The sequence below is a fragment of the Paenibacillus sp. KACC 21273 genome, from assembly GCF_028736095.1.
GTDB lineage: Bacteria > Bacillota > Bacilli > Paenibacillales > Paenibacillaceae > Saccharibacillus > Saccharibacillus kyungheensis.
In genome coordinates this window covers 2,147,522-2,173,617 of record NZ_CP117876.1, presented here as the reverse complement: position 1 = coordinate 2,173,617, position 26,096 = coordinate 2,147,522, and the positions used below count along the sequence as shown (strand labels likewise).

The following is a 26,096-nucleotide window of genomic DNA, read 5'->3' as shown; positions in this document are numbered from 1 at the left end:
TGGTTATAATAACTATATCATAAAGTTATTAGTTTTATATGTTAAAATTTTAATAAAATGAATATAGCGTTTTTAGTATATTCTATCTCTGTGTAAAGAAAGAGTGGTTTGGATGAAATCAATTGCTTGGGTGACAGATAGTACAGCTATGATCGATACTGATTTTGCAGCAGAACATCATATTTATATTGTACCTTTACGTCTGATTGTGAACAATGAAGCGTACAAAGAAAATGTTGAAATTACAGCAGAACAATTTTATGAGAAAATGCGTCAAAACGAAAGTGTAGGTAGCTCACAGCCACCGATTGGCGAATTTATGGAATTATACGAATCTATTAAAGATAAATATGACGATATTATCGTGATTCATTGTTCTTCTGAATTAAGTGGTACGTATCACACTTCACTACAAGCGGCTGAGATCACCGAAACTTCTGTGATCGGGATTGATTCCAAAGTCGGCGCTTTTCCTTTACGTGAAATGGTTATGCAAGGAGTCAAATGGCAACAACAAGGCGATACGGCTCTGGAGATCAAAGCCAAAATCGATATGATTATTGAAAATATGGACTTTTATCTGATTCCAGCAAGTCTTTCTCAATTGCATCGTAGTGGACGGGTATCCGGTACTCAATTGGTGATCAGTCAGTTACTACGTATCCACCTCCTATTACGTTTTGTAGAAGGTAAAATTATTGTAGAAGACAAAATTCGTACTTTCAAAAAAGCCAAACACAAACTGATGGATATTCTCAAAAAAGATATCGATCTGGTCAAAAGTGTATGTATTATGCACGCTAACAATATTGAAGAAGCATTTCAAATGGAGAAAGAAATCAGTGTATTTGCTCCGCTACTCAAAATTGAAATTGCTCCCTTCATTCCGGTTGTTGGTGTTCACGCCGGTGAAGGTACAATGGCATTAGCATGGATTCGTCAAAATTAAATCCTATTTAACACATTCATTCTATATATAAAGGATTACCTATAGATCTCATCAAAAAGCAACTTGTAGCTATATGCTACAGGTTGCTTTTTTGTTGTCTGCAATCATCAGGTAGCATTTATAACTATTCAATAAGATGATCCAAAAATGAATAATGACTCTGACGATATCTTTTTTTGACTATTCTTCACAATTACAGCTTCTACCTGTGATTTATTAAATTGAAATGTAAGCATTTGCATTTAGAACCTTAAGAACTATATCTTAAGCACTAAAATTTACAAAATTGTCTAATATATAAAAAGAAATTGTCGATATAGATAAAGTTGAATGCGTTACACATTACATATTGGGGGACAATATTATGAAACGTTTGCGTGTTGGTAAAGTCAAAATGAGTATACAGACCAAATTGTTAACTGGCTTTTTAAGTGTAATTCTTTTGTTAGTCATAGTAAGTTTACTTGCTCTAACAAGTACACGAAGTATGGGCAATCAAGCAGTCGATGTAAATAAGAAATGGATGCCAAGTGTTACTTTATTAGGAACACTTAACGGGGATGTGTCCGATCTAGAGCGTCTATTGCTCAATATTATTGTAGAAAATAATCAAGATGAAGTTGCCAAGCTTAATCAAGATTACGAGACATTACTGAAAAAAATTCAAACAGAACGTACTGCTTATGAAAAGTTAATCGAAAGCGATGATGAACAACGTCTGTATCAACGCTTCTCTACACAATATGAAGCGTATATTAAAGTTTCACCTAACGTGCTTAATGCAGGTCTGAATAATGATTTGAATAAAGCGATTGCTTTGCACCGTAATGCGTATGCTTTCTGGTATACGGCTAATTCTACTATTGCAGAATTGGTAGCTTATGATAACAAACAAGCTACTCAACTTACAGATGAGTCGGTAAGTACATCGCGGACAGCAAGTTTTAATATTATTTTGTTAAGTGTAATCGCTATTATTGTTGCTTTGGCTATTGCTTTCCTTATTGCTCGTTCGATCTCCAAGCCTGCTAGATCGCTACAAAAAGCAGCTGAACAAATTGCTGCCGGTGATCTGACTGGATCTGATTTGATTATCAAAAACAAAGATGAGATCGGTTCATTAGCGGTGTCATTTAATGATATGAAGCACAATTTGCGTCAGGTGATCGAATCGGTCGCTTCTACTTCGGAGTTGGTCGCGGCTTCTTCAGAACAATTAACAGCAAGTAGTGAACAAAATAAACAAGCGGCTGAACAAATTGCAGAAACGGTACAAGAAAATGCAGTCGGTACAGCCAAACAAGTCGATATTGCCAACAAGTCTTCTCAAGCGATGCAAGAAATGGCGATCGGTGTAGAACAAATTGCGGTTCGTGCACAGACAGTATCTAACTCTGCTGTCGATGCGGCAAGCAAATCTTCGGATGGGAATCATGCCATTCAACAAGCGGTATCACAAATGGATTCAATTCAACAATCGCTACATTCTCTAGGTACTGTAGTAAAAGAATTAGGTAGTCGCTCTCAAGAGATTGGTAATATTACCAAAGTAATCACTGGCATCTCTTCGCAAACAAATCTATTAGCGCTGAACGCTTCGATTGAAGCCGCTCGTGCAGGCGAAGCAGGCCGAGGATTTGCAGTCGTTGCTGATGAAGTCGGCAAATTAGCAGAACAATCTTCCCAATCAGCAAAGCAAATTATTGAGCTGGTCGCTTTTATTCAAAAAGATACATTAAATGCGATTGAAGCGGTTGATTTAAACAATCGTGAATTTGATAAAGGGATGGCTTCTGTCGCGATTGCAGGGACTGCTTTCCAGGATATTTTACAAGCGGTTAATCAAGTAGCAAGCGATATTGAAGAAGTATCTGCTGGTGCAGAACAGATGTCTGCAAGCACGACTGAGATTGTAGAGTATTCCAGACAGATTTCTCATATCGCTCAAGAATCGGCTGCCGGTATGTTAAATGTATCTGCTGCTACACAAGAGCAGTTAGCATCGATGGAAGAAATTAATGCTTCCTCTTCTTCGCTAGCAGAGACGGCTGAACAGTTACACAGCGAAATGAATGAGTTCAAAATTTAACTCGGGACAAACTGTACCAGCACTACGCTAAAATAGATATTCCAACCTATAGATCAAAAAGCCCACATTACTCTAAAATGAAAAGGATTGCTTTTCTTTAAAGAGCTGGCGGGCTTTTTGATGTCTACTTGTATTGGCTATTCGTAGTAAGATAAAATAAAGAATATCTATAGTTAGAGGTTAGCAGAAAAAAGTAACAAAAGTAGCTTTACCACCGATATATACAATAAGCACTTAGCAGACCAGAAATTTAAAAATAAGGACAGTACATTTTATAATTATGTCTTATAACTAAGCAACTTCGTCAATTATTCTGAATCAGGAGGAATGGTAGCTATGAGCACATCCAAAAAAGATTCTTCTCAACCATCTAACAATCACCTACATACAGAACAACCTTCTCTATCTCAAATGTCTCATACCTCTACTCTTACAGATGAGGAAGATGTACTAGAAGCCAAACGAATGCAATCACGTTTTCCCTGGTTGGATGCTCGCTTATTAGTCGTTGTGGGCTTTACTTCGGTAGTCATGCTGATCCTATTGATCGTTCCGATGCCTACACAAAGCACGTATACCACTGCTAATTCATGGGGCAAATTAGAACCTTTTCACCAGTATCAAAGTGATGTTATCCAGAACCAGAGCTTAATATCTGCTATCAAGCACAACTATATCCAATATGTAAATGAGAGCGCTGAAAAAGACGGCTATATCGTTACTGTCAATGCTGTGACCGCTGATGAAAATCAATTGATTCTCCTCTATACCGCCAAAAGCTTAAATGGACAAGAAATATACGGGATGAACAGTGTCAAATTAAGCAGTATCGCTACAGGTAAGCCTCTGGGTCATTCACGCAATAACGGAACTCATGATGCTGATAGTGAAAATGTATTTCGTGGCACGACCACTATTCGCTTGAAATCAAGAGAACCTTTCCCGCAAGAAATTGCCGCCAAATTCCAAATTGCTTCTGTAGATGATGGCAGACTAAGCGATCCAGTAACCAATACTAGCACAGAAGATATGCATTATTCTCCTACCTTGCTGATTCATTTTTCACTAGCTGGTCAATTCAAACGACCTGAGACTGAAATCGTCTATCCGAATCATATTATTGAATTAGGAGATCACAAAGTTGCTCTGACCAGAGTCGAAATGTCTCCTTTAGAGATGCGTGTTCGCTTTACATCAGATCAGCCCTTTGAACCGTATAACACCAAAAAATCATGGGTAGAAGCGACAGGCATTATTGCAGGTGAAGGCGATCAAGCAGTGCTGTTACGGGCGTTAAATCGAAAAATGGCTTTCGATGATCCGAACAGTTATGAATATATCTTTTACAGCAATTTACTCGATCAACCCAAAACACTGCAATTACAAGTCGTTACCCGAGAAGCTGATAATATTGGAGATACCCAACTTATACAAATCAAATAAGCATCAAATTATGTAACTGCTGGCGGTGTCCAGCGGTTACTTTCGCTTGTCTGCGGATAATCGATTCCATGTGGATAAGACAGTAATTCTATCAATGTTCCCCACGGCGCACGTCCATACACAAATAAATGCCCTTCTCCCTTTTCTTCATTAGGTAATGGATTAGGAGAAGACAGCAAAATGCCACCCGCCGATTCAAAATGACGGATAGCTGCTGGCATATCATCTACATATAACGCTATATGTTGGATACCATAATCTACTGCTAATGTGGGAGAGCGTTGTTCTGTATTTTCAAATTGGAACATCTCGATACTTGCACCCTGACCGATCTGAATCAGTCGCATATGACGCACTTTAGCGCCTTTTGGCAATCCTAACTTCTGTTCAGTCTCTGCGCCTTCTTGAGCAGGCTGTTGAGGGGTAAGCGTATCATAACAAATCGAAGCTCCAAATGCTTGCTTAAAAAACCGAGTCGCTTCTTCAATATCGGGAACGGTTAGACCGATATGATCGATACCTCGTATAGATCGATAATCTTGATGTGTATATTTAGATGATGCAGACATATGTATCCTTCCTTTCTACATAACAACAGATTGGATATGATGCGTATGTCTTTTTTTACACTTGTTTTCTGAAAATTAAACGGTAGATCCTAATGCTTTTTTCAATAATAACGGTGAGCTTACTGGTGAAGTGATAATTCCAGCAGATAACGCCTGACATTCGTGAAAAGCAAAATGTTGACAACCACGACAACGTTCTAGATCAAGATACCCCAGTGCTTTATTAATCGCAATACCTGTACGCTCATAGAAATGCTCTGCTCCAATCATCGTATACAAGCCTGTTTTGTGTAACAATTCAAGCGGTTGGTGCTGGATACCAGAGACAATCACTATGCCACCGTACGATTGTACCTTACGCACTAATATTGTCAGGTTAGCATCTCCTGTTGTATCAATCATCGGGACTCTACCCATACGAAGCAATACGATCCGAGGTTGATTCGCAATAGCTTCATCTATCGCTTGTTCGATCAGATGGGTACTCCCGAAAAAGAGTGCTCCTTCAATTGTGTAGATACTAATCTGCGGGCAATCATGATTTTCAGTAACCATATGACTTTGTACTTGCTGATTCACAGCTTCTGGATCAGGGAGTACTTTGGTTATCGTTAATCCTTGACTCATTCGTTTGACAAACAATATAACTGCTAATAACAATCCGACTTCCACAGCAGTCGTCAGATCAGCAAATACGGTCAATATAAATGTGATCGCCAAGACGAGCGAATCACTTGTTTTGATTTTCAAAATATGCATAAAATGCTTACGCTCACTCATATGCCATGCTACTAACATTAAGATCGGAGCCATACTAGCAAGTGGAATATTGGATGCATAAGGAGCAAATAACACCAATACAAGTAAAACCACAATACCATGCACTACACCGGAGATAGGCGATACAGCACCATTTTTGATATTCGTAGCTGTCCGAGCGATCGCTCCTGTAGCTGGAATACCACCAAATAAAGGGGTTATCATATTCGCAATTCCTTGCCCGATCAATTCTCGATTACTGTTATGACGTGTGCCAGTCATCCCATCAGCAACAACAGCTGATAACAAAGACTCTATACTGCCTAACATTGCAATCACTAATGCCGGGCGAATCAAAAAGGTGATTTTATCCCATGTTAAATCTGGAATATGAAAATGAGGAAGCGCTCCTGAGATCGCGCCAAATGAAGATTCGATAGTAGCCACTTTGCCTTGAAAAAACAGCACAGCCACTCCTGTCGAGATCAATAATCCGATCAATGAACCTGGCACTTTAGGGAAAAAGCGTGCGGTTACTATCATAGCTACAAAACAGGTCAATCCGGTGATAAGGCTGTATATATTAAATGTGTTTAGATGAATAACGATTTCACGCATATTCGAGAAAAAATCTTCATGTTTGGCAAGTCCACTTAATCCTAAAAAATTGGCGATCTGTCCGCCAAAAATAGTGACAGCAATACCTGCGGTAAATCCTATCGTGACCGGTCTTGGGATAAAGGCAATCAATTTGCCTAATCGACACAATCCCATAATAAGCAAAAAGACACCTGCCATAAAACCAGCAATCAATAAATTTTCATATCCATATTGCATCACTACAGCGAATAATATAGGAATAAATGCACCTGTCGGCCCACCGATTTGGAATTTGGAACCTCCACATAAAGAAATAATTATACCTGCAATGATGGTTGTATAAATTCCATATTCAGGCTTAACTCCTGAAGCAATAGCAAAAGCCATCCCGAGTGGAATAGCGATAATACCTACGATCATGCCTGAAATCAAATCTTTGCGTAAACTATTGCGGTTATATCCAGCAAATCTTCCTGTCCACTTCATTTGTCTACCTTCTTTTTGCATATTTTAATATTTAATTTCAAATATCTGATTATTTGAATATACAGAGATAGTACGCCTGCATGCAGATTGTGTCAATGATATTTTATGCACATCAAAAAAAGTATCCCTTATTTATAAGAGATACTTTGATTGTGTATAGACAATTGTGGTTTGGAAATGATCTATTTATCGTAAACAGGTGCGCTTATTTTATTTCTCAAGATGTCTGCTTGCTTCAGGTTCATTGCGCATGCCTTCCAATAAAGAAATCGCGTCTACCAGATGATTATCAAAAATGCGCTTAGCTACTGCTAACAATTCTTGAATAAGCGGATCACGTAGTGAATAGATTACCGATGTGCCTTCTTTGATTCCTTGCACTACATTTTTGCTACGTAATATCGACAGTTGTTGAGAAACAGCCGATCCTTCTGATCCGACAATCGTTTGCAATTCATTGACTGTCTTATCTCCTGTACAAAGTGCTTCTAAAATCTGAATCCGCATCGGATGGGCTAAAGCTTTGAAGAAATCAGCTTTGAATTGCTGTATATTTTGATTCATGAATCCATACCCCTTACTGTATTATCTTCAACAGATACGGATATCATAACACAAAATAATCATCATACCACCAGATGCCCTCGCTTCTCGGCTAGACTGATCGTTGCTGTCATGCCTGAATTGAATTCCAGAAAGTCACTTTCTACGCCATCACTAAAGATTACACCATTTTCAGGCATCTGCGATACAATGCGCAATGGCTGTTGTTCATGAATCTGTCCAAAAACACATTCGGTAGAAGTGGTACGGCTAGGAAATGGTTCTCTCACTGTAAAATATAACTGTGGTGTATCCCATGCCAATGAAGTATAAGTAGAGCTATGAGTCTCTTCATACTGCATACTACCTGTTATCTGCTGATAGCTTTCACTGTGTACAATACCGTTTGCTCCTGCAAGAACACTTTTGAACCAACCTGTTGCACCCATCCCTGTCGATACAATAATACCACTTGAAGATTGTTGCTCGGTATGCCCTGCTAACTGCAATTGATAACGAGCCGAGACATGTGTTTTGCGCCCGATAAATAAATCATTTACACCGTATAGCGTCTGTCCGTCGTTCAATTCTGCTTTGGCTAACATCACTTCTTGGATCGCGCGGCGACGATTCAATACATCAGGTACCACCTGGATCAGATCACGAACTTGAAAAGGAAGCAAAATCCCATCCCAGCGTAGTGGATCAGGATTCACACCGATTAACGGTTGATGCGTGACATACTTCATCGTATTTGCAACCAATCCATCTTGCCCGAGCACCACTACAATATCATCTTCACCAAAAATAAAATTCGGTACATGTTCACGCTCTAACAGTTGCACTCTTCCGATCGTTTGTAACACAAGCATCGATTGTTCTACAGCATGACGATAATTCTGATCTTCTTGTATATAGTCGGTAAAATCAACACCCAGACGCTCAATATAAAATTGTGCTTGCTGGATCGTATTGTAACGAACAATTAATTCTTCTAATCGTGTTTTACGCTTAACGAGTACAATTTTATTTTCGCTGATCCGGCTATTCATCTATTCCGACCTCCTTGCTGTTGTTGATGGTTATTTGATTCTGATAACAGTCCTTGCAATAGATCTGGTGTGATATTCAATTGTCCGATACGACCTGCATTTTCAGCTAATCCCTGGAAAGCAATCGCGATCAATTTATCAGGATTCATGCCCATATTTGCCATCGATTGTAACAATGCAGGATTAACGCCTTCAAGCGACTTCATTACCGCAGACATTTCGTAGGCTTTGGCATCGGCTTGTGCTTTGGAATTGGCAATCGATAGTTCTGTTAATTGCTGTTTCTTTTCTTCCATCATTGTATCGAATTGCAATTGTTCTTCTTTGATCTCATTCTTTTTCACACTTACCGAGCGCTCAGCATCTAATTGAGTTTCCCGAATTTGTTTTTTCTTGGTTTCTACTGCAATTTCGGTATTCAATTCATTTTCTTTGACCCGTCGTTCTTGTTCAATCGAGGCATTACGACGCTCATATAGAGCATCATCCGCATTGCGTAGAATCTGCTCACGTGCTTGTGCTTCTAACGCTCTCATCGTTTCTTTATTAGGCAAAATCGCCAAAACAGAGAAGCCCATCAATTCGATGCCTAACTTTTCTAATTCGGCATTTTGCATAATTTCGCGTGTAATACTTTGAGCTAAACGTTCACTGGATTGAATTGCTTCTCGCAGTGGCATTTGCTCCAGATGTTTTTTAGTTAATACTTTGGCAATATTGATCACCCGTTGAGCCAGCTTGTTCGGATCATCTGAAATATATTGATTTTTGCGTAAATTATACGTGTAATTTAAGATTTGAGTGGTTTTGCGGTAATCCACAATCCGGTATGTCAATTGCCCTTGTACGGTTACAGTCTGATAATCATTCGTTATTTCTTCAAATATAAAAGGAACATCTATCGACGATACTGGTACTACGATCACAGAAGTAGTCGGTGCATAATAGCGGAAAGATAAGCCGACTCCTTCTTTTACTATTTTGCCATTTCTTACTTTCATCACATATTCACTGGGTTGAAATTTGACGAAGCGAAATCCAAACATAATCACTCTCTCCTTTGTTATTTCCTTTTTGTTAATAACAATATAGCACGCTATTTTGATATTTACAATATGATAATAACAATTTGTTAATTATTATTAGATTACGATCATTTCAAAGCATGTTACACTAAACGTAAATATCGATATCTGGTGATATTGCTGTTATTAGAAACATCCATCGAATGCTATGTATTGGAAAAGGAGTGCTGGCATGATATATCGTCCTCTTCAGCCGCCTAAGCTACAATCTCATTTACAGAATGATTATTATCATTATCAGGAATATGCTCCACAACCGGTATTGCAATCTACAGTAGCTTGTTACTGGTCGTCTACTTTTCAAGTATCTTCTACTACTCTGCCTCATACTTCTGCTTATCGTATTATTCCAGATGGATGTATAGATATTATTTTTGATCTGGATGCTATCTCTGTAACTCAAGGGGCTTTTGTCTCTTCATGGATGTCTACGTATGAAGTTTTTTATCCTAAAGAATCTATGAATTTTTTCGGTATCCGAATGTATATTCAGTCTGTACAAGCGATTGTTGGATATCCTATAGCTGATCTTAAGGGACAAATGTTATTAGAGGAATTGTGGGGACATTCTGCAAGCACGTTCTGGGAGCAAGTGATAGATGCAACAGATACTACAATGCGGATCAATATTATCGAGCAATACTTACAACAAGCGCTATATACATATGATATTCATCCTCGCCCTGCTCATCCGTTACTAGCGCACAGCTTACAATTAATGTATGCCTATGATGGACAGATAGATCTAGCGACACTTGCTCAACAAGTACATTACAGCGAACGAACTGTACGCCGTATTTTCCAGCAAGAGTTCGGTATTCGTCCCAAAGAAATATTAGATATTATTCGCTTTCAGTCTGTTTTGCAGATGATGTATCGCTATCCGAAGTATAGTCTTGGGGAATTAGCCATCTCTGGTGGTTATTATGACCAATCTCATTTTATTCATCATTTTCAGCGTTATTATGGTCTATCTCCAGGGCAATTATCTGTACAGGACGTTATCCAAGCTTAGTCTGATTCTACAAAATAGATATTTATCAAATATTCCCAAGGATATGACCGTTTTTTCCAATCTTTTTGCAGGAAGATCATTCATAATCAAACTAGATCAGAATCATAATGATGAACTGACAATAGAAGTGACTAAGAAAGGGTTGGATCAATCTATGAAATTAGCGATGAAGTATATTATTTTGTATATTCATGATGTAGAGCAGACAATGCATTTTTACAGAGATATTCTACAATTACCGGTCAAAATGCAAGTGGATACTTATGTGGAATTTGATACAGGCATGACTACGTTGTCGTTTAACACACGAGAATCTGTGCGACAAGAGATTGGACTTGAAGTTGCAGAAGAGATCGCAACCTCCAGTACATTTGAAATTGGATTTGTCGTCGATGATGTAGTAGCAACGATAGAACAATTGCGTCAGCAACAGGTAAAGATTGTTAAAGAACCTATGTTCAAACCATGGGGACAGACAGTCGCTTATATCGCTGATCCTGATGGACATTTTATCGAAATCTGTAGTGCGTTAGAATAACATTATCGTTGTTAACCGCTTGCGATTTGGAGTCTTATATACTGTTTATTTGATCTATCAACAACTTGCCATCAAGAAGGCGAGTTGTTTTTTTTGTACTAAAGTGATTGAAATTTTTGTGATTGCTTTATATAGTACAGGAACTTACTTTGTAAATGTGTTAATTATGCTATTATTACCCTTCAAGCCCTAATACCTACATACTCAGGATTTTTTATTATTTTCGACAAATTTCATGTTTTTTGTATACTGTATTGTTATCTGATAACCGATATAGTATTATATACCTATATCTTAAAGACTAAAAAACAGATGTAAGGGGTGATTGTGTTGACTCTAATGGTGGATTATTGTGCGAAATGCGGTTCTATTTTCCAAAAAAATATGCGTAACTTATGCTCTTCTTGTAGTAATCAATTAGATCTGGCTTTGAAAAACTGCATGGATTACTTGTGGAGATTTCCTAAAGCGACGACAGAAGCTTTAAGTGAAGCGACCCAGGTCCCTTTAGCAGAGTTGCACGATCTGATCAAACAAGGCAAATTATCTAACGGCTACAAAAATTTGACTTATCCTTGTGAATGTTGCTTGCAGCCCATTGCTCAAGGACGTCTATGCTCAGGTTGTTCTACTTCGTTCAAAGATGCTTTTCAAGCGACTCCCAAAGCACAATCTACAGTGGTACATGGTGCACCTAGCCTGAATAGCACCGGACAGAAAGTATTATTCACTTCCAAAACACGTTCATCACGACGTTAAAAGTATCGTATAGCCGCCACTATACGCTATATATAGCCAAATCATATACAGCAAAAAACCGCCAATCTGCTTTTACAGACTGGCGGTTTTTTGTAACGTATTATACATTTTCTATTTAGCTTGCTCTGCTGTTGCTCTAGCTTTGGCGTATTCGGTATTCATATAAGTAGACAATTCGTCTGCTCCTGAACTTTTGAACGTTTCGATCGCTTTTTGCTTATTGGCTGCAAAGTCTTCATCCGTTTTGGACAGAATCATAGTCGCTGCTGTACGTGCAGCCACTTCTTTGAGCTGTGTTTCTTTTTTGAGTAGATCATCGGTAAGCACTGGCAACACAATCGTATTTTCTATAATAGTCTGTTCTGGTGTCAAATTTTTGAGCGGTGTATTTTCATCGTTCAATTTGCCTTCTTTGACCAAATTAGCGACCACTTCGCCTGGATAAGAAGCATGATAATATTGACTAAAGTCTTTCTCTAATGCCGTCGCATTGTTCGCTAGTGCTTCTTCTGTAGCAAATAGATCAAGTGGTGTCTTGGTCTTAGGATCAATTACATTTCCACCTAATCCGATTAAATTAGGATCAAGCGCAATCCCTGTACGTTCCCAAGCATCGCCTCCTGTGACTTTGAGCTGAGAAACTTCTTTGCTTAATTGCGGTACACCTTTTTCAATCGTCCAATTAGTTCCTTCAATACCGCTATACATCGTTCTGGCACCTTCATATGAATATATATAATTTAAAAATTCCATCGCTTTTTCTGGATATTTAGAACTTTTTGAAATAGCATAGCTTTTGTCTGCCCAACCGATCGGACGAACGCCACCTGACCATGCTTGCTTGCCTACAGGTAATACAACAAATCCTTTGCCATCTTTAGCATATTTGGAATTAAAATCTCCCATTGCCCATGTAGCTGGCCCTAATATAAATTGCCCTGCTGTCGCTTTCGCCATATAATCATTATTTTTCATCGTTAATGCATCTGGATCAAGTAGTCCTTCACGATAAGCTTTGTTATAAAAATCTAAAGCTACCCAGTAATTTGAATTGGCATCTGTCAGTACATTAATTAGCTCCTTACCACCTAAAGGCTTCGCAAACAAATCGGAATTGCCTGCTGCGGTCTGTTGAGTAATCCATGTAAACGGAATAATATACGGCCACAATCCCCAATCTTGCCACATCGAGACTCCATATACTTTTTTACCTTCATCGGTAGTAGGGTGTTTGGCTACAATTTGTTTGAGTACATTTAGCATATCGGTTGTACTGTTAATAGCAGGTGCTCCTATTTCTTTATAGTAATCCCAGCGAATTGTTGGGCCGATTGAAAGGTTGGCGTAGACCGGGCTAGGATCTGCTTGTACTTGAGGAGGTAAAAAGTACAATTTGTTTTGCCCTTCACTCCAATTCTTTTGACTGTATTCTACAACGGTAGGGATATTTTTAGAAATGTCTTTACCATATTTGGCAAGTAGATCATCCATCGGAATGACCAGATTTCCATCTATTAATTGCTTTCCATATTGAGTCGGATCGGAGCGTACGATATCTGGCAAATCTCCTCCTGCTAGCAATACATTCATTTTATTAGAATCAGCTTCTACATATTCGATTTTGACGCCGATCTTTTTTTCAATCGCTTTGGCAATTTCATTATCTGGATACGTGTTCCATTTGGTTCCTGTCTCGTTTACCAAAATACGCAAAGTGACAATACCATTCGCATCTACTGTGCCTGCTTGTGTAGCCGAACCATTAGTATTAGCTGTATTATTTGAACATGCTGTAAGCGTTATCAAAATTAGCGCTAACAATACACTAATAGTACGCTTGAACGGCTTGATTCTCTCATCTTTCATAAAGCTTCCTCCTCATATTCTTCTATATTGCTACAAGTTATCATTGGTTTATGCAATGATAAGATTTTTTTGTCTATCCTTTGACTGCACCCATCATAATACCTTTGACAAAAAAGCGTTGCAACATAGGATATACAATCACAATAGGTAATGTGACTAACATCGTAATCGTCATCTGAATCGATTGAGGTGTCATCACTCTAGCTTCCGCAGACATCGTCAAATCAGCAGCACTCATATTTGAAATACTATTAGATTGGCTCAAAAAGTTATAAAGTAACAATTGTAATGTTTGTAATTTGGGATTTTCGACTAAGAAAAAATTATCAAACCATGTGTTCCATTGTCCGACAGCCGCAAATACAGCTATAGTCGCTATAATCGGCGTAGAAAGTGGAAAAATAACTTTGGTAAAAATAGTGATATAACCAGCACCGTCTATTTTAGCAGATTCCTCCAGCGCAGGTGGTAACTGCTCAATAAATGTTTTGATCAAAATAATATAAAACCCTGTTAATGCAGTAGGCAAAATATATAACAGGAAATTATTTTGTAATCCGTACATTTTCATCGTTAAGTACCATGGAATAAAGCCTGCATTAAAATACATCGTAATCAGTACAAATCGGTAAATAATTTTGCGAAAAGGCATTTCTCGCTTGGTGATCAAATAAGCAAAAAAAGAACAACATACCACCGTAATCGCAGTTCCTAATACAGTACGCAACACAGAAACGATTGCGGCATCGCCTAATCCTTGAAGCTTGATCGTTGCTTTGTAACTTTCTAGCGAAAAGCCAGCAGGCCATAAAAAGACACCGCTCTGAGCACGAAATGAATCGCTAATCGAATAAATAAAAATATAATAAAATGGATAGATCGTCACAATTAATAAGATTGTCAGCAATGTGTAATTGATTGCATTAAACAGCCAGTCTGACCATTGAATTGATTTGGTATTTTCCGCTCTGATCATGGATTATCCTCCTTATGCTCTTAATGATTAAATAATACTTTCGCCACGTACTCGTTTGGAGAGGCTGTTGATCATAAATAACAGCGCAATACTAATTACAGATTTAAACATACCTACAGCAGTGGAGTACGGATAGTCATTAGTGACCAATCCCAGACGATACACATAGAGGTCAAGTACTTCAATTTTGTCAGCAACCATAATATTGTTAAATACCAGATATTGCTCAAACCCTGCTGAAAGCAAATTACTAACCGCTAACAAAAGTAAGACAATAAACGTTGGCATAATATTCGGAATCGTAATGTACCAGATACTTCGTAATCGCCCGGCTCCATCAATCCGCGCGGCATCATATTGTTCTCCATCAATTCCTACAATCGCCGCAAGATAGATGATCGCATTCCAGCCAATCGTTTTCCAGATTAATAACAACGTCTGTACTAACCAGACATGATCTGCATTTCCCAATACATTGAGCGGAGTATCACTTAACCCCAGTCGATCTATTGCTGTATTAATCGCCCCTTCAGAACTGAACATACTGAAAGCTAATGAGAATACAATGATCCAGCTGATATAGTTCGGTAATGTAGTCGTTGTCTGAATAAGACGTTTAAAAAATCCATTACGCACTTCTGACACCATAATCGCTAACACTAGCGGCAAAGGGGCAAATAAAATAGATAATACACTCAAAGCTAATGTATTGATCATGACTCTTCCCATATCGCGGTCATGCAACATTTCGCGGAAATGTTCTAATCCTACAAAAGCTGTCTGGCTGAGTGGTATACCTGGCTTGTAATCAAAAAAGGCATACACCCAACCAAACAGTGGCACATAACTGAAAGCGATTACAAAAAGAAGGAAAGGAATAGTCATAAGTAATAAACGAATTCCATCGGCATTATATTTCCGCCTTTTGATCTGAACGACCTTTTCTTTTTTGTACGTAATATCCATAGCGGAACCCCCTTCGATAGATGACTATTGAGTGCAGAATCTATAGATTCAATAGTTGTATAAAGATCGTTTGCTTGCTTTTAATAGTAAAGGTATACCGGTACAGACTGAATGAACAATCTGTAGATAGAATTGAATAATATACAGATACTTCTTCACTATTCTTGAATCATTTACAGATTAAGTTGAACAAATACAACACAAAAAAGCATTCCAGATTTACTCTAGAATGCTTTACACGTTGTGATTACTTTATTATTCGGTTAGATATTATTCAATCATGTATACCTTAATAAGCTGTCCAACCAGCATCAGCCACAATCACTGTACCATTTACAAAGCTAGCATCTTCTGAAGCTAAAAACAAAGCCACTTTAGCAATATCTTCTGGCTGACCATTTCTAGGATTTAAGCCCATGCCAATCATAGCCCGTTCCATCCCAAATGGATTCGGTTCACTAATCGTAGTGCCAATATTAGTAGCAACACCGCCCGGAGCAATTGCATTGCAACGTATGCCTAATGGAGCATATTGAAACCCGATATTTTTGGTTAATCCTACGACAGCATGCTTGGAAGCAGTATAAGCCGCTCCTGCTCTTGATCCATTTAATCCACCTGCTGAAGCGATATTGATAATAATCCCACTTTGTTTCTCTGTAAAAATAGGCAATGCTTGACGAACTGTTCGCATCGTTCCTGTTGTATTAATTGCAAATACTTTTTCCCATAATTCATCAGTTACATCTGCTGCCGGTACAAAGTTATCCATAATGCCTGCATTATTTACGAGAATATCTAGTGTGCCATAATGTTCAACCGCTGTCTGAATAAGCAATTGTACTTGCTCTTCTTGCGTGACATTGGTAGCGATAGCGACAGCCTCACCACCTTGAGCCAAAATATCATCAACAGTCAATTGTGCTGATGCTTGCGCAATATCAGAAACGACCACTTTAGCGCCTTCCTGTGCAAACAGTAAAGCAATCGCTTTACCCATTCCTGAAGCGGCTCCTGTAATAACAGCAACTTTGTTTTCTAATCTCATCGTGATTCCTCCTGCGATGTATGGCTTCTATCGTTATTAATCAACATCTGTTGGTTAACAAACATCTGTTATAATTATCTTAAAATCTAAAACATAGACATGCAATCAGCAAAAAAGAATCATTATGTTGAAAAATAAACAGTTATCATACTGATTGTTGATTATCTTTTTTTAGACTCGATAAAATTACAGATTAATCACAGACTAATTATTGCTCAATGACGAAATGATGCCAGAGGAGAGTCACTATGATAGATCGACGAATACGCAAAACCAAACAAGCGTTAACAGATGCGTTGTTATCATTGTTACAAACAAAAGAATTTCGCAGTATTACCATCACCGATATTGTCACGATAGCAGACGTGAATCGTGGTACATTTTACAAGCATTATACGTACAAAGAAGACTTGCTTGACGATATTATTGAACGTGTAATTGTTGATCTCAAAGATTCGTATGAAGAACCTTATCGTCATGTCAGCACATTAATTATTCAAGAAATGGTAGCATCGGCTATTAAGATTTTCGATCATGTGGCGACTCATCGGAACTTTTACCAGTTGATTACACATTCCAACGCTTTGCCCGGATTTCAGCAACGTATTTGTTATGAATTGCAACAATTGTGTATTCAGGATATGCGCAATGTAGAAGCGATTCGCACAATGAATCAAGCAGGGATCAATATCGACCTATATGCTAGTTATCAAGCTTATGCTATATGGGGACTTATTATTGCCTGGATCCAAAATGACTTTCAATACAGTGCCAATTATATGTCTGAACAGCTACTACAGATCATTACTCAACAAAATGGACACCGGAATAATCCCTTATCTTAGTCTATTGGTTCAAGATGGCGGTGGTAAAATAATCGGCTGATATGCTAACGCTTCGTCTACAATTTGAGTCGCTGTCCACTCTTCTTCATTCCAGAAAATCAGATTGCTGATCTCAGGATGAGGTACATGTTGCTGTACAATAGTTAACCAATCATCAATCTCTGCTTCACTGCCTTCTGCGCTGATAATGCGTTCAACCAATTCTATTAATTCGGTTCGTGTAAGCTGGCTCATAGTGATTCGGATATCCTTTCTTTTATAAGATATGATCTTTACTTTCTAATAAGCGAGGTAAATGAATAGCAACTTCTGCTCCATAAGGAACTTGAGGTAATTGAATACCATACTCTTTGCCAAAATAAAGCTGTATGCGCTTATTCACATTATATAATCCGACACCACTGCTATATTCTTGTTGTTCCGAAGTATAGCTGTCTCCGCTCTGCAACTGATTATTTAATTGTTCACGCATCTGTGGATCGAAGCCACGACCAGAATCTATCACTGAAATCCACAGATCATTATCCTGTTCATAGACTTCTATCGCTATATCAATCACGTTATCATCCGGTCTGCCTGATTTGGTCGAATTCTCAATCAATGGTTGCAAAATAAAGCGTGGAATCCGATAGTCCAAATAAGAAGGCTCAATATCAAATGTAAATGTAATCGTATTGTTAAAGCGATAATTGATAATTTTGATATAATTCTCCAAATAATTAATTTCATCACGTAGACTACACATCGTATCTTTACTTGCAAATACAGGACGCAAAATATTGCCTAATGCTACTACACTATTAACGATGTGATCTGCTTTTACAGCGGAAGCCATCCAGCGAATCATATTGAGTGTATTGTATAGAAAATGCGGATTGATCTGATATTGTAACGCTTCAATTTCTAATTCGCGTCGTTTCTCTTGAATCTCATTATTGCTACGAAGCAATTCTACAATACTCAGCGACATCTCGTTAAATCGCCTCATCACCATACCAAATTCATTGTTAGGAATCGTTGTAAATGTTACTCCTAATTCTCCTTGACTGACATTTTTCATTTTGTGAGCCAATAAATGAAGTGGACGAATTAATTTACGTAACCAAAAATAAGTCGCGCAAAAAATAACTAGAATACTTAATGAGAATACGATTAACATAATCCGTTGTACTGCAGTAATCTGTTCTGAAAATAAAGTTAATGGCACTTCACGTACCAGATACCAATTGGCATCTTGCAGTTTGTAATAAACGACTTGTAGCGGCTCATGATCACGCGTAATATCATAACTACCAAAATTAGCATAACTGTTTTGCAGCGGACTATAAGGACTTTGTGTACCTACTTGTTCAGCCCGATTAGCCGAAATAATCACGCCTTGCTCATTAACAATATACATATCTCCTTCTGCCATATCAAGAGAAGCTGCATACGTAGAAGCCAAGTACGTTTCATCAATATTGAATACCAGTGTAGCAGTGGTACGTGGTTCATAAATAGGTCTAACTCCACGAATCAAGCTCACCAGATTCCCATCGGATTGACCCACATTATAAGGATTATAATAAGATTCTTTGATTCCACCTTCGATGATTAGATTAGGAAAAGCTTGCTTGGCTTTCTCATATCCATCGGATTGAAAAAAGCGATCTGTCCATGCTTGCTCTCCATGTACCAGTGTCTGCGTGGTATTGCCTCCTAACGCTCCCCGTGTATCTGAAATGATATAGATCGAATGAATATAGTTATAGTTGCTGATAAAATTAGTGATCCGTCCATAGATCGCCTTTTTCAAATCAATCATATCGATTTCTGTGTTCATATTCGTATTTTGAATATAATTCTGCACATGATCATCCAGCAGAAAAAGCTTGGATAAGCGATCTACATCTCCTACAAGGCTATGAATATTATGATCCAATTGCTGGAATTGTTGTAATAACAACTTTTCGTTTTGTTCTTTGATCAATCCCAACATAAATGAATACAGCGAATACGAGGCAATCGAAAATACGATAATACTAATCGCCATAAAAAAGACGATTAATTGCGTACCCAAATGTTGCACTTTACCAATCTTTTTGATTTTTTGTATTTTACGCCAGCGTAGCTTTTTCATAACGTGCCTTTCAGCGATTCAGATGGTGAAGAATGATGTAAATTAGAAGTTCCTTCTCCTTGTGTCCAATATTGACGGCGATATTCGTTAGGATTCAGTCCGGTTACTTTTTTGAACACTTTACTAAAATACGTATATTCTGGTGAAAATCCGACTTGAGCTGCAATATCATACGATTTGAGCGAAGTGCCAACTAATAACTCTTTTGCCCGTTCGACCCGGTAGCGATTCAGATAGTCTATAAACGTAATTTGCAATTCTTTTTTGAACAAATTACTCAAATAACCAAAACTCAAATTCACATGGGCAGCCACTTGTTGCAAACTTATATTTTCGGTGTGATGTTGCTTAATATATTGAATCGCTTTGGTAATTTCACTGCTCATATGCATCATTGTGCGTGATTGCTCTACCACTTCAGACAGATATAATTGAATTTGGGCAAGCATTTCAGGCAATGTATCACACTGTTCTAGCTGATCTGTAATATTAAACAAAATCGTTTTTTCATTTTGATGATAATCGTATAGACTGGTACTGATCCATTGTACTAATTGAAATAGCAAATGCTGAATCGATCGCCGATCTGCATACAGATGTTCATCCAGTATACGGATATAATCGTTATATCGCTCTTGCTTCATCGGAGATAATAATTCGCGTAAAGGACGATACAGACGAATCTGTTCTAATTGAGCTTGAATCGGCGCAACATCTATATGTTCCTGCCCTGTATGATACAATCCTGTACCGGTAAGAAATTTATGCTGTAATCGTTCATAAGATTCTACATACAAGCGAGGAAGCGATTTGTAAGCGTTATCTATTTCGCTAATACCAAAAGAAACTGAACTATTAAAATACGTTCCGATCACATGTTGTACCCGTTGTAAAATTAATAATGTCTGCTGACGGATCTGTTGCTCGGAGAATATATCTTCAAAGCTCAGCAATACAAGATAATGGGTCTCATCAATATAAAGACTTTCTCCTTTTTGAAAAGCAGTCGTAATTTCATTTAACATATTAAGTAATGTCATTTTGATTAGATGACCATGTTCATCTTTAAATTTTTGCTTTAATTTGGAATAATGATCCACTTCCATCATACAAGCGACCAGACGTACAGGTGACAACTGCATCTGACTCTGTACAGCAAATCGTTCAAATTCTTCGACAGAATAGATACCGTATAACAGAAAATCTTTAATATACTTTTCTTTGATCAATTCAATATTAGAAGGCAATAATGAAGTGCGATCTTCGACTACTCTGGTACGTTGCTGATGATCTAGTTCATTACGAATGGTCTGTAATATCGTTTGAATTTCTTCTTCAGTCATCGTTAGTTTGAGGATATAACCGGATACGCCTAGAGACATTGCTTTACGTGCAAGTTCAAATTCTTCCAAACAAGATAAGACAACAATACGAGTCGATTTATCTTCTGCACGCACATGAGCAATCAATTCCATGCCGTCCATTTTAGGCATTCGAATATCGGTAATAATAATATCAGGGCGCTCTTGATGATACTGTTCCCAGGCACTTTGCCCGTCTGGAAGATCAGCAATCACCTGCATATTGAACTTGCTCCAGTCTACTGAATTTTTCAACCCGATGCGTACAAGCATCTCATCTTCTACAATCATCACTTTATACATTCAACCTCACTCCTTACGTACAGAATGAATATATAACACCCAATCCTGACCTCGTCCACTGGATGGAGCGATTAGTGTATGTACTCCATCATTTGCCACTATATCGATCGGATATAATTGTCCGCTTCGTGGACAATACCAGTTCAGACTGACTTGATCTGTATTCAGGATACCTAATCTTACTTTAACATACAGACCTTGAGGGCAATAGACTAGAATATAATCTACGCCACGACTAGCCACTTGATAGTTAGCTCCTGCAAAGTTAGCTGTTACTACTGATTGATCAGGTACACCTGTTACAAAATCAACCGATTGCATCAGTTGGCGCAACCACTTCATCTGCTCAGCACCAGGACGAGTTAATGCTTGTTGCCACGACATTATAATAAAATCACCGATTTCATCCAATGCTGTAGAAGCATACATCCCATCACTCATACACCATACTGAATGATGCCCGTACGTATACCCCAGTGAACCAGCAAGTACAGCATAATAAGCAGTCTGCCGTACATCTACCTCGTCAAAATATCCATTACTAGCTTGAAAATCTATCGGAATATCTTCATAACAGGGTTCTGCTTCAAGTACAGGTTTGATCGGTTGTAATTCATAATCATGCTGGATCATCACATAATTATTACGTACACCTGCGGTATGACCGGATTGAATCATATGAAAGTCTAGCCACGATTTTGGATGTACATATTGAGATGAGGAAGCTGAACCTTTCGGATGAAATGTGATCAGATGAGTATGACCATCACCTGCTTGTAATCCTTCTGCTAGACGATCGATAATCTGTATATGATGAGGTTGATCGAGCGAACGATCACCACCGAGTACCCAGACAATATTATTACAATTCCGATACCGTTCTCCTAACCATTGTCCATATGTATATGCGTTATCTGCTGTAAATATTTCAGGGCCTTTTCCCCATAACTGATTATATTTATCGCCCCATGTTGGCAAAAAAGCAATATAGATGCCAAGTGTAGCCGCTGTATTTACAATATAATCAACATGATCCCAGTACGAATAATCTCCTGTAGTATCAGGCAGACAAGGATCATATACCCCTGCTTTATTCATCAGCAAAGGCATTCTATGATAAGCATTTCCTGTTGTGATACCATCAAGCTCAGCTAGCGCAACAGCCTGCACAACATTAAAACCTTGCTCTGCCCGGCACGTTAAATACATCAATGCTTGTTCTCGATCCAAGCGGTGAAATAATTCCCATGCAGTATCCCCTAACCAGAAAAAAGGCGTACCATCTTCCTGTATAACAAACCGCTGATTCGGACTGACTTTCAAACGAGACATCTGCGGAATAGATTCATGTTTATTGTATATTTCACTCATATCTATAACACTCCTCTCAAACTCAAAAAAAGGATGCAACCGCTGATGTATGATTGCAACCTTTTTTTGAGATATTGTCTGAACTTTATATTTTTAATACATAGAAATAACAGGGTTGCTAGTTAAGCCAAATGTCACCATACAATAACGTGGTGTATAGATATGTTCAGTATCAATATCACCATCTGTCCAGCTCGGTGTATCTTTAAAGCTATCCGGCCCTACCATCGTTAACTCCCCGCGAATATGATGATGCGGCCCTAACAGATTACGACAACTGGAAAACAATTCGATGATCACTTCATTTGCACCGCTGTGCACATAAGAAGTAATCTCCACCTCATAAGGAGCCCACAAAAAAGTATGCACTTCTTGCCCGTTCAACCATAGCTTGGACAATACCGCATCAGGACGATCCCACTGAAAATAGATTCTGCGATCCGCTATATCTTCTGGTAACGTTATAGATTGTTGTAATTTTACATTGCCTGCATAAAATAAAAGCCCTTGTGTAGTTAAGTCTCCTGTCTGCGCTGTAGTAGTCACTTCTTGCAGTACAAACTCCCCTTGAGTATACAGACTATGATTGTCGCCTGTTTCGTATTCATACGGGGTAAGACTATGCACATCAAAATCTCCCAAAATATAAATACTTTCAATCTCTGCTTCATAACTCAACTTGTTGCTTTCAGATTCAAAGGCTTGCGCTCGTGCTACCGCATCAAATGTGGTTTGTGAATTTTGAAAATGACGTTCTAAAACGATCTGATTCACACCTTGATGCAAATGATTTTGAATATTGATTTTGCGAAATGAAATATCTCGCCACCATCCACTATCCTGAAGATCTACAGATGTTCCATTGATAGTCATACGATAATAGTGAGGTTGTTCTATCACCAGATACATTTCTTGATGATTTTGAGGTTCATATTGTAGCTGTACTTCAAAAGACAACCCAATATCAACTGCTCGCCCTATTTTCACTAATTGATCTTGCAAAAAAATAATCGGTTGCGGTTCACTCCATTCATTTTTATCAATCTGTAATCGACACCGATCTAAAGTTAGACTGTTCAGATCACTTCGCATCACTTGCCAATTCGAACTCATTTCTACACTATGCTGGTCGCTTATAACCGAACGAGAATGTAACGAAGATTCAGCAATCGGTAACAGATCAGTTGCTTGTTGAGCTGGCAATATGCGGAATAGATAAGATTGAGCTGGTGCAAATGTAAGCTTGATACTCATAGTATGACTATAACTTGGAGCGTTTATTGCTGTAGATAGAGTATGAATATTACCTGTCTGAAGATTGATCTGCTCTAGATGCCCCTGACAAGGAAATTCAATCTCTGTCATATAACTGGTGTGACGATCAGTATTGACGAGATAATATAATTCGTATTGCTCCAATGTACTTCGCTGGGTCAGAATCGGAGAATGATCTGTCGCAGATAAAAATATTGACTCTTGCTGTGCAGGTACAACAGGTGTGAGCTGATGAAGCTTGATCGTCGCAGATAATCGTTGATCCAGTTCATATGATATCAACTCTCGATCAATATTTAATACAGTTACATGTTGTTCAAGTTGAAGCAGACGTTGATCTGGTTGTCCATCAATCAAGACAGGTAATGTACCTAGAGCCATCGCCTGTCCTCCTTGTTCTAGCCATGACAGTAATAAGTCTATTGTCTTACTCGCTATCGTTATCATCGGAGGCAAAATGACTAATTGATACGAAGCTTCACCTATCCACAATTGCTGATCTTGTATACGCCCATGATGAGCTATAATCGATTCTGAACCGTAATCATGACTACGCTGAAGTTCACATAACCATTGACTAATTTGCACAAAATCTTGATGTATCCGTTCACCTTCGGTATTGATCTGATCATTATAAGCAATCCATGACGAACGAATAGGATGTAACAACAGAATATCCATATGCTTGTGACTTTCAGCCAGTAGCATAGATAGTCGCCCAAAATAATCATTAAACTTATGATATTCTTCCCACCAGGGTTGCTGATAATACAATGAAGGTGGATAATCCCGTTTACGGATTCCGCGCAAGCTATACCCTTCCAAATGTTGACACATCAAATTAACACCATGTACATATTGCCATTCTGCAATCCATTTTAGATCTGCAAAAGATACATTCCATCCACTACAGCCAAATGTTTCAGATAAGACGAATTTTTGACCTAATTGATGTGCAACAGAACTTACTTGCTTGGGTGTTAATGGATGATCGATGCCTCTGCCTAACCAGTCGATTCCCGGAGTCTGCATATACTCGTATGAAGCCATAGCGTCGCCTACAGAACCGACTTGAGCTGTCAAATGATCTTCACATACCACATGCCCGGTCAAGCATATATGTCGCTCTTCACACCAATCCCCTATTTGCTTCATAAACGATTGACTGAATAATGCGGTAACCAGTTGCCAGAATTGATAGCGAAATGTTTCATATCCTTTGCTTTCTTGAAAAAGAAGAGGTAATTCGGTAAGAAGCGAATATCCATATGTCTGTTGAAATTGCTGTTCTAATGTAAAAGACCATGGAATCTGATAACGTCCATATTGAGGTTCATCTGTAAATACACCTGCAATCGCTTGTCCAAAATGGGTAGCAAATTGTTGATGATATTTCTCATACGTAGATTCGATAAAAGCTTGTACGACTTGAGCATCTAATGTATCAATATAGTATGGATTCACTTCATAATAAGCTCGATATTGAGCAATTTCTTTGTAGCGTTCGTCCAGCACAACCCACTGTTCATTTTCGATTCGGTACCATGCAATTGTAGTATCATCTTGTATATTATGATCGTCTTGTTCAGATAGTGCTTCTAATTTAAGCCATTTTTGCTGATAGTCCAGCCCTAACTGTGGCACTACACCATCGGCGAATCCGCTAGGCCAACCATTTTCGTCATAACACCAGACATTCATTCCTAATCGTTGCCCTTCTTCAATACCAGCCTGAATACATTCCATCCAACGTTCGCCCATGTAGGGTGTTTCTAATCCTGCACGAGCGTGCATAATATATCCACCTAAGCCAGCCGCTTTCATTTCACCGACTTGTCGACGAATTTCTTGCGGATCGAGATCATCATTCCATGACCAGAAAGGAATCGCTCGATACATCGTTGGCGGATTCTGCAATGTATCAAATATTGATACCGAGGATTGCTGATCAATATTAGGCTCTGCTGATTGATCTGTTGATATATGATTATTGTCTATCCATGAAGATCGGTTCATCTATATCTCCACCTTTGAAGTTATCTGCTGATTAGTAGTAGATCATACGCAATAAAGTTCTCA

21 protein-coding genes are annotated in these 26,096 nt (G+C 38.4%); 7 read left to right on the top strand and 14 right to left on the bottom strand.

The annotated features are described in order from the left end of the window. The first annotated feature begins 112 nt into the window (after positions 1–112). The 3 genes from PQ460_RS09855 (at position 113) to PQ460_RS09845 (ending at position 4,481) form a co-directional block, all read left to right on the top strand. Positions 113–949: a DegV family protein gene (locus PQ460_RS09855; protein WP_273612729.1), complete on the top strand. Its 837-nt coding sequence runs from the start codon at positions 113–115 to the stop codon at positions 947–949. Between the two features lie 364 nt (positions 950–1,313). Beyond that, the gene (locus PQ460_RS09850) at positions 1,314–3,038 is read left to right on the top strand and encodes a methyl-accepting chemotaxis protein (RefSeq protein WP_274172514.1); all 1,725 of its coding nucleotides are present in this window, start codon (positions 1,314–1,316) and stop codon (positions 3,036–3,038) included. Positions 3,039–3,374: 336 nt separating this feature from the next. Then, a complete protein-coding gene (locus PQ460_RS09845; RefSeq protein ID WP_274172513.1) occupies positions 3,375–4,481 on the top strand; it encodes a DUF4179 domain-containing protein in 1,107 nt (368 codons plus the stop codon). Between the two features lie 8 nt (positions 4,482–4,489). On the opposite strand, the gene PQ460_RS09840 is transcribed toward PQ460_RS09845, so the two are convergent. From PQ460_RS09840 to PQ460_RS09820, 5 genes are all read right to left on the bottom strand, one after another. Continuing rightward, a complete protein-coding gene (locus PQ460_RS09840) occupies positions 4,490–5,050 on the bottom strand; it encodes a VOC family protein (protein WP_274172512.1) in 561 nt (186 codons plus the stop codon). A 75-nt stretch (positions 5,051–5,125) separates the two neighbouring features. Continuing rightward, a complete protein-coding gene (locus PQ460_RS09835) occupies positions 5,126–6,895 on the bottom strand; it encodes a SulP family inorganic anion transporter (RefSeq protein ID WP_274172511.1) in 1,770 nt (589 codons plus the stop codon). 210 nt (positions 6,896–7,105) lie between these two features. Next, positions 7,106–7,459 (bottom strand): ArsR/SmtB family transcription factor, encoded by a 354-nt coding sequence (locus tag PQ460_RS09830; protein ID WP_273612734.1) that lies wholly within the window; start codon positions 7,457–7,459, stop codon positions 7,106–7,108. A gap of 62 nt (positions 7,460–7,521) precedes the next feature. Then, a complete protein-coding gene (locus PQ460_RS09825; RefSeq protein WP_274172510.1) occupies positions 7,522–8,490 on the bottom strand; it encodes an NAD(+)/NADH kinase in 969 nt (322 codons plus the stop codon). Then, a complete protein-coding gene (locus PQ460_RS09820) occupies positions 8,487–9,536 on the bottom strand; it encodes an SPFH domain-containing protein (protein ID WP_274172509.1) in 1,050 nt (349 codons plus the stop codon). The genes PQ460_RS09825 and PQ460_RS09820 overlap by 4 nt, the downstream gene beginning before the upstream one ends. 211 nt (positions 9,537–9,747) lie before the next feature. On the opposite strand from PQ460_RS09820, the gene PQ460_RS09815 reads away from it, so the two are divergent. The 3 genes from PQ460_RS09815 (at position 9,748) to PQ460_RS09805 (ending at position 11,887) form a co-directional block, all read left to right on the top strand. After that, positions 9,748–10,590, top strand: coding sequence for an AraC family transcriptional regulator (locus PQ460_RS09815; RefSeq protein WP_274172508.1), 843 nt, complete (start codon positions 9,748–9,750; stop codon positions 10,588–10,590). 154 nt (positions 10,591–10,744) lie between these two features. Further along, positions 10,745–11,128 (top strand): VOC family protein, encoded by a 384-nt coding sequence (locus PQ460_RS09810; RefSeq protein WP_274172911.1) that lies wholly within the window; start codon positions 10,745–10,747, stop codon positions 11,126–11,128. 330 nt (positions 11,129–11,458) lie between these two features. Continuing rightward, the gene (locus PQ460_RS09805; RefSeq protein ID WP_274172507.1) at positions 11,459–11,887 is read left to right on the top strand and encodes a hypothetical protein; all 429 of its coding nucleotides are present in this window, start codon (positions 11,459–11,461) and stop codon (positions 11,885–11,887) included. Between the two features lie 111 nt (positions 11,888–11,998). On the opposite strand, the gene PQ460_RS09800 is transcribed toward PQ460_RS09805, so the two are convergent. The 4 genes from PQ460_RS09800 to PQ460_RS09785 form a co-directional block, all read right to left on the bottom strand. Next, a complete protein-coding gene (locus PQ460_RS09800) occupies positions 11,999–13,753 on the bottom strand; it encodes a type 2 periplasmic-binding domain-containing protein (protein WP_274172506.1) in 1,755 nt (584 codons plus the stop codon). A 73-nt stretch (positions 13,754–13,826) separates the two neighbouring features. Next, on the bottom strand, positions 13,827–14,729 hold the full coding sequence (locus tag PQ460_RS09795; protein WP_273612741.1) for a carbohydrate ABC transporter permease: 903 nt from the start codon (positions 14,727–14,729) through the stop codon (positions 13,827–13,829). 27 nt (positions 14,730–14,756) lie between these two features. Continuing rightward, positions 14,757–15,695: an ABC transporter permease gene (locus PQ460_RS09790; protein WP_273612742.1), complete on the bottom strand. Its 939-nt coding sequence runs from the start codon at positions 15,693–15,695 to the stop codon at positions 14,757–14,759. A gap of 289 nt (positions 15,696–15,984) precedes the next feature. Next, a complete protein-coding gene (locus tag PQ460_RS09785; protein WP_273612743.1) occupies positions 15,985–16,743 on the bottom strand; it encodes an SDR family oxidoreductase in 759 nt (252 codons plus the stop codon). A gap of 251 nt (positions 16,744–16,994) precedes the next feature. Here PQ460_RS09785 and PQ460_RS09780 point away from each other — a divergent pair, with 251 nt between their 5' ends. After that, positions 16,995–17,588 carry a TetR/AcrR family transcriptional regulator gene (locus PQ460_RS09780; protein ID WP_274172910.1) on the top strand — a complete coding sequence of 198 codons (594 nt, stop codon included), beginning with the start codon at positions 16,995–16,997 and terminating at the stop codon, positions 17,586–17,588. A 9-nt stretch (positions 17,589–17,597) separates the two neighbouring features. Here the strand turns inward: PQ460_RS09780 and PQ460_RS09775 are convergent, their stop codons facing one another. The 5 genes from PQ460_RS09775 to PQ460_RS09755 form a co-directional block, all read right to left on the bottom strand. Continuing rightward, a complete protein-coding gene (locus PQ460_RS09775; RefSeq protein WP_274172505.1) occupies positions 17,598–17,822 on the bottom strand; it encodes a bacteriocin immunity protein in 225 nt (74 codons plus the stop codon). Between the two features lie 22 nt (positions 17,823–17,844). Next, a complete protein-coding gene (locus tag PQ460_RS09770; protein ID WP_273612745.1) occupies positions 17,845–19,707 on the bottom strand; it encodes a cache domain-containing sensor histidine kinase in 1,863 nt (620 codons plus the stop codon). Then, positions 19,704–21,371, bottom strand: coding sequence for a response regulator transcription factor (locus tag PQ460_RS09765; RefSeq protein WP_274172504.1), 1,668 nt, complete (start codon positions 21,369–21,371; stop codon positions 19,704–19,706). The genes PQ460_RS09770 and PQ460_RS09765 overlap by 4 nt, the downstream gene beginning before the upstream one ends. A 6-nt stretch (positions 21,372–21,377) precedes the next feature. Beyond that, entirely contained in the window at positions 21,378–22,742 is a 1,365-nt protein-coding gene (locus PQ460_RS09760; protein WP_274172503.1) for a glycoside hydrolase family 140 protein, read from the bottom strand. Positions 22,743–22,835: 93 nt separating this feature from the next. Next, positions 22,836–26,033: a glycosyl hydrolase gene (locus PQ460_RS09755; RefSeq protein WP_274172502.1), complete on the bottom strand. Its 3,198-nt coding sequence runs from the start codon at positions 26,031–26,033 to the stop codon at positions 22,836–22,838. Between the last annotated feature and the right edge of the window lie 63 nt (positions 26,034–26,096).

Bases quoted from the DNA above. Each gene is read 5' to 3' on its own strand.
- PQ460_RS09765 (WP_274172504.1), bottom strand. From the start codon at position 21,371: ATGTATAAAGTGATGATTGTAGAAGATGAGATGCTTGTACGCATCGGG.
- PQ460_RS09800 (WP_274172506.1), bottom strand. From the start codon at position 13,753: ATGAAAGATGAGAGAATCAAGCCGTTCAAGCGTACTATTAGTGTATTG.
- PQ460_RS09855 (WP_273612729.1), top strand. From the start codon at position 113: ATGAAATCAATTGCTTGGGTGACAGATAGTACAGCTATGATCGATACT.
- PQ460_RS09795 (WP_273612741.1), bottom strand. From the start codon at position 14,729: ATGATCAGAGCGGAAAATACCAAATCAATTCAATGGTCAGACTGGCTG.
- PQ460_RS09850 (WP_274172514.1), top strand. From the start codon at position 1,314: ATGAAACGTTTGCGTGTTGGTAAAGTCAAAATGAGTATACAGACCAAA.
- PQ460_RS09835 (WP_274172511.1), bottom strand. From the start codon at position 6,895: ATGAAGTGGACAGGAAGATTTGCTGGATATAACCGCAATAGTTTACGC.
- PQ460_RS09760 (WP_274172503.1), bottom strand. From the start codon at position 22,742: ATGAGTGAAATATACAATAAACATGAATCTATTCCGCAGATGTCTCGT.
- PQ460_RS09755 (WP_274172502.1), bottom strand. From the start codon at position 26,033: ATGAACCGATCTTCATGGATAGACAATAATCATATATCAACAGATCAA.
- PQ460_RS09770 (WP_273612745.1), bottom strand. From the start codon at position 19,707: ATGAAAAAGCTACGCTGGCGTAAAATACAAAAAATCAAAAAGATTGGT.
- PQ460_RS09775 (WP_274172505.1), bottom strand. From the start codon at position 17,822: ATGAGCCAGCTTACACGAACCGAATTAATAGAATTGGTTGAACGCATT.
- PQ460_RS09825 (WP_274172510.1), bottom strand. From the start codon at position 8,490: ATGAATAGCCGGATCAGCGAAAATAAAATTGTACTCGTTAAGCGTAAA.
- PQ460_RS09785 (WP_273612743.1), bottom strand. From the start codon at position 16,743: ATGAGATTAGAAAACAAAGTTGCTGTTATTACAGGAGCCGCTTCAGGA.
- PQ460_RS09810 (WP_274172911.1), top strand. From the start codon at position 10,745: ATGAAATTAGCGATGAAGTATATTATTTTGTATATTCATGATGTAGAG.
- PQ460_RS09840 (WP_274172512.1), bottom strand. From the start codon at position 5,050: ATGTCTGCATCATCTAAATATACACATCAAGATTATCGATCTATACGA.
- PQ460_RS09790 (WP_273612742.1), bottom strand. From the start codon at position 15,695: ATGGATATTACGTACAAAAAAGAAAAGGTCGTTCAGATCAAAAGGCGG.
- PQ460_RS09820 (WP_274172509.1), bottom strand. From the start codon at position 9,536: ATGTTTGGATTTCGCTTCGTCAAATTTCAACCCAGTGAATATGTGATG.
- PQ460_RS09845 (WP_274172513.1), top strand. From the start codon at position 3,375: ATGAGCACATCCAAAAAAGATTCTTCTCAACCATCTAACAATCACCTA.
- PQ460_RS09830 (WP_273612734.1), bottom strand. From the start codon at position 7,459: ATGAATCAAAATATACAGCAATTCAAAGCTGATTTCTTCAAAGCTTTA.
- PQ460_RS09815 (WP_274172508.1), top strand. From the start codon at position 9,748: ATGATATATCGTCCTCTTCAGCCGCCTAAGCTACAATCTCATTTACAG.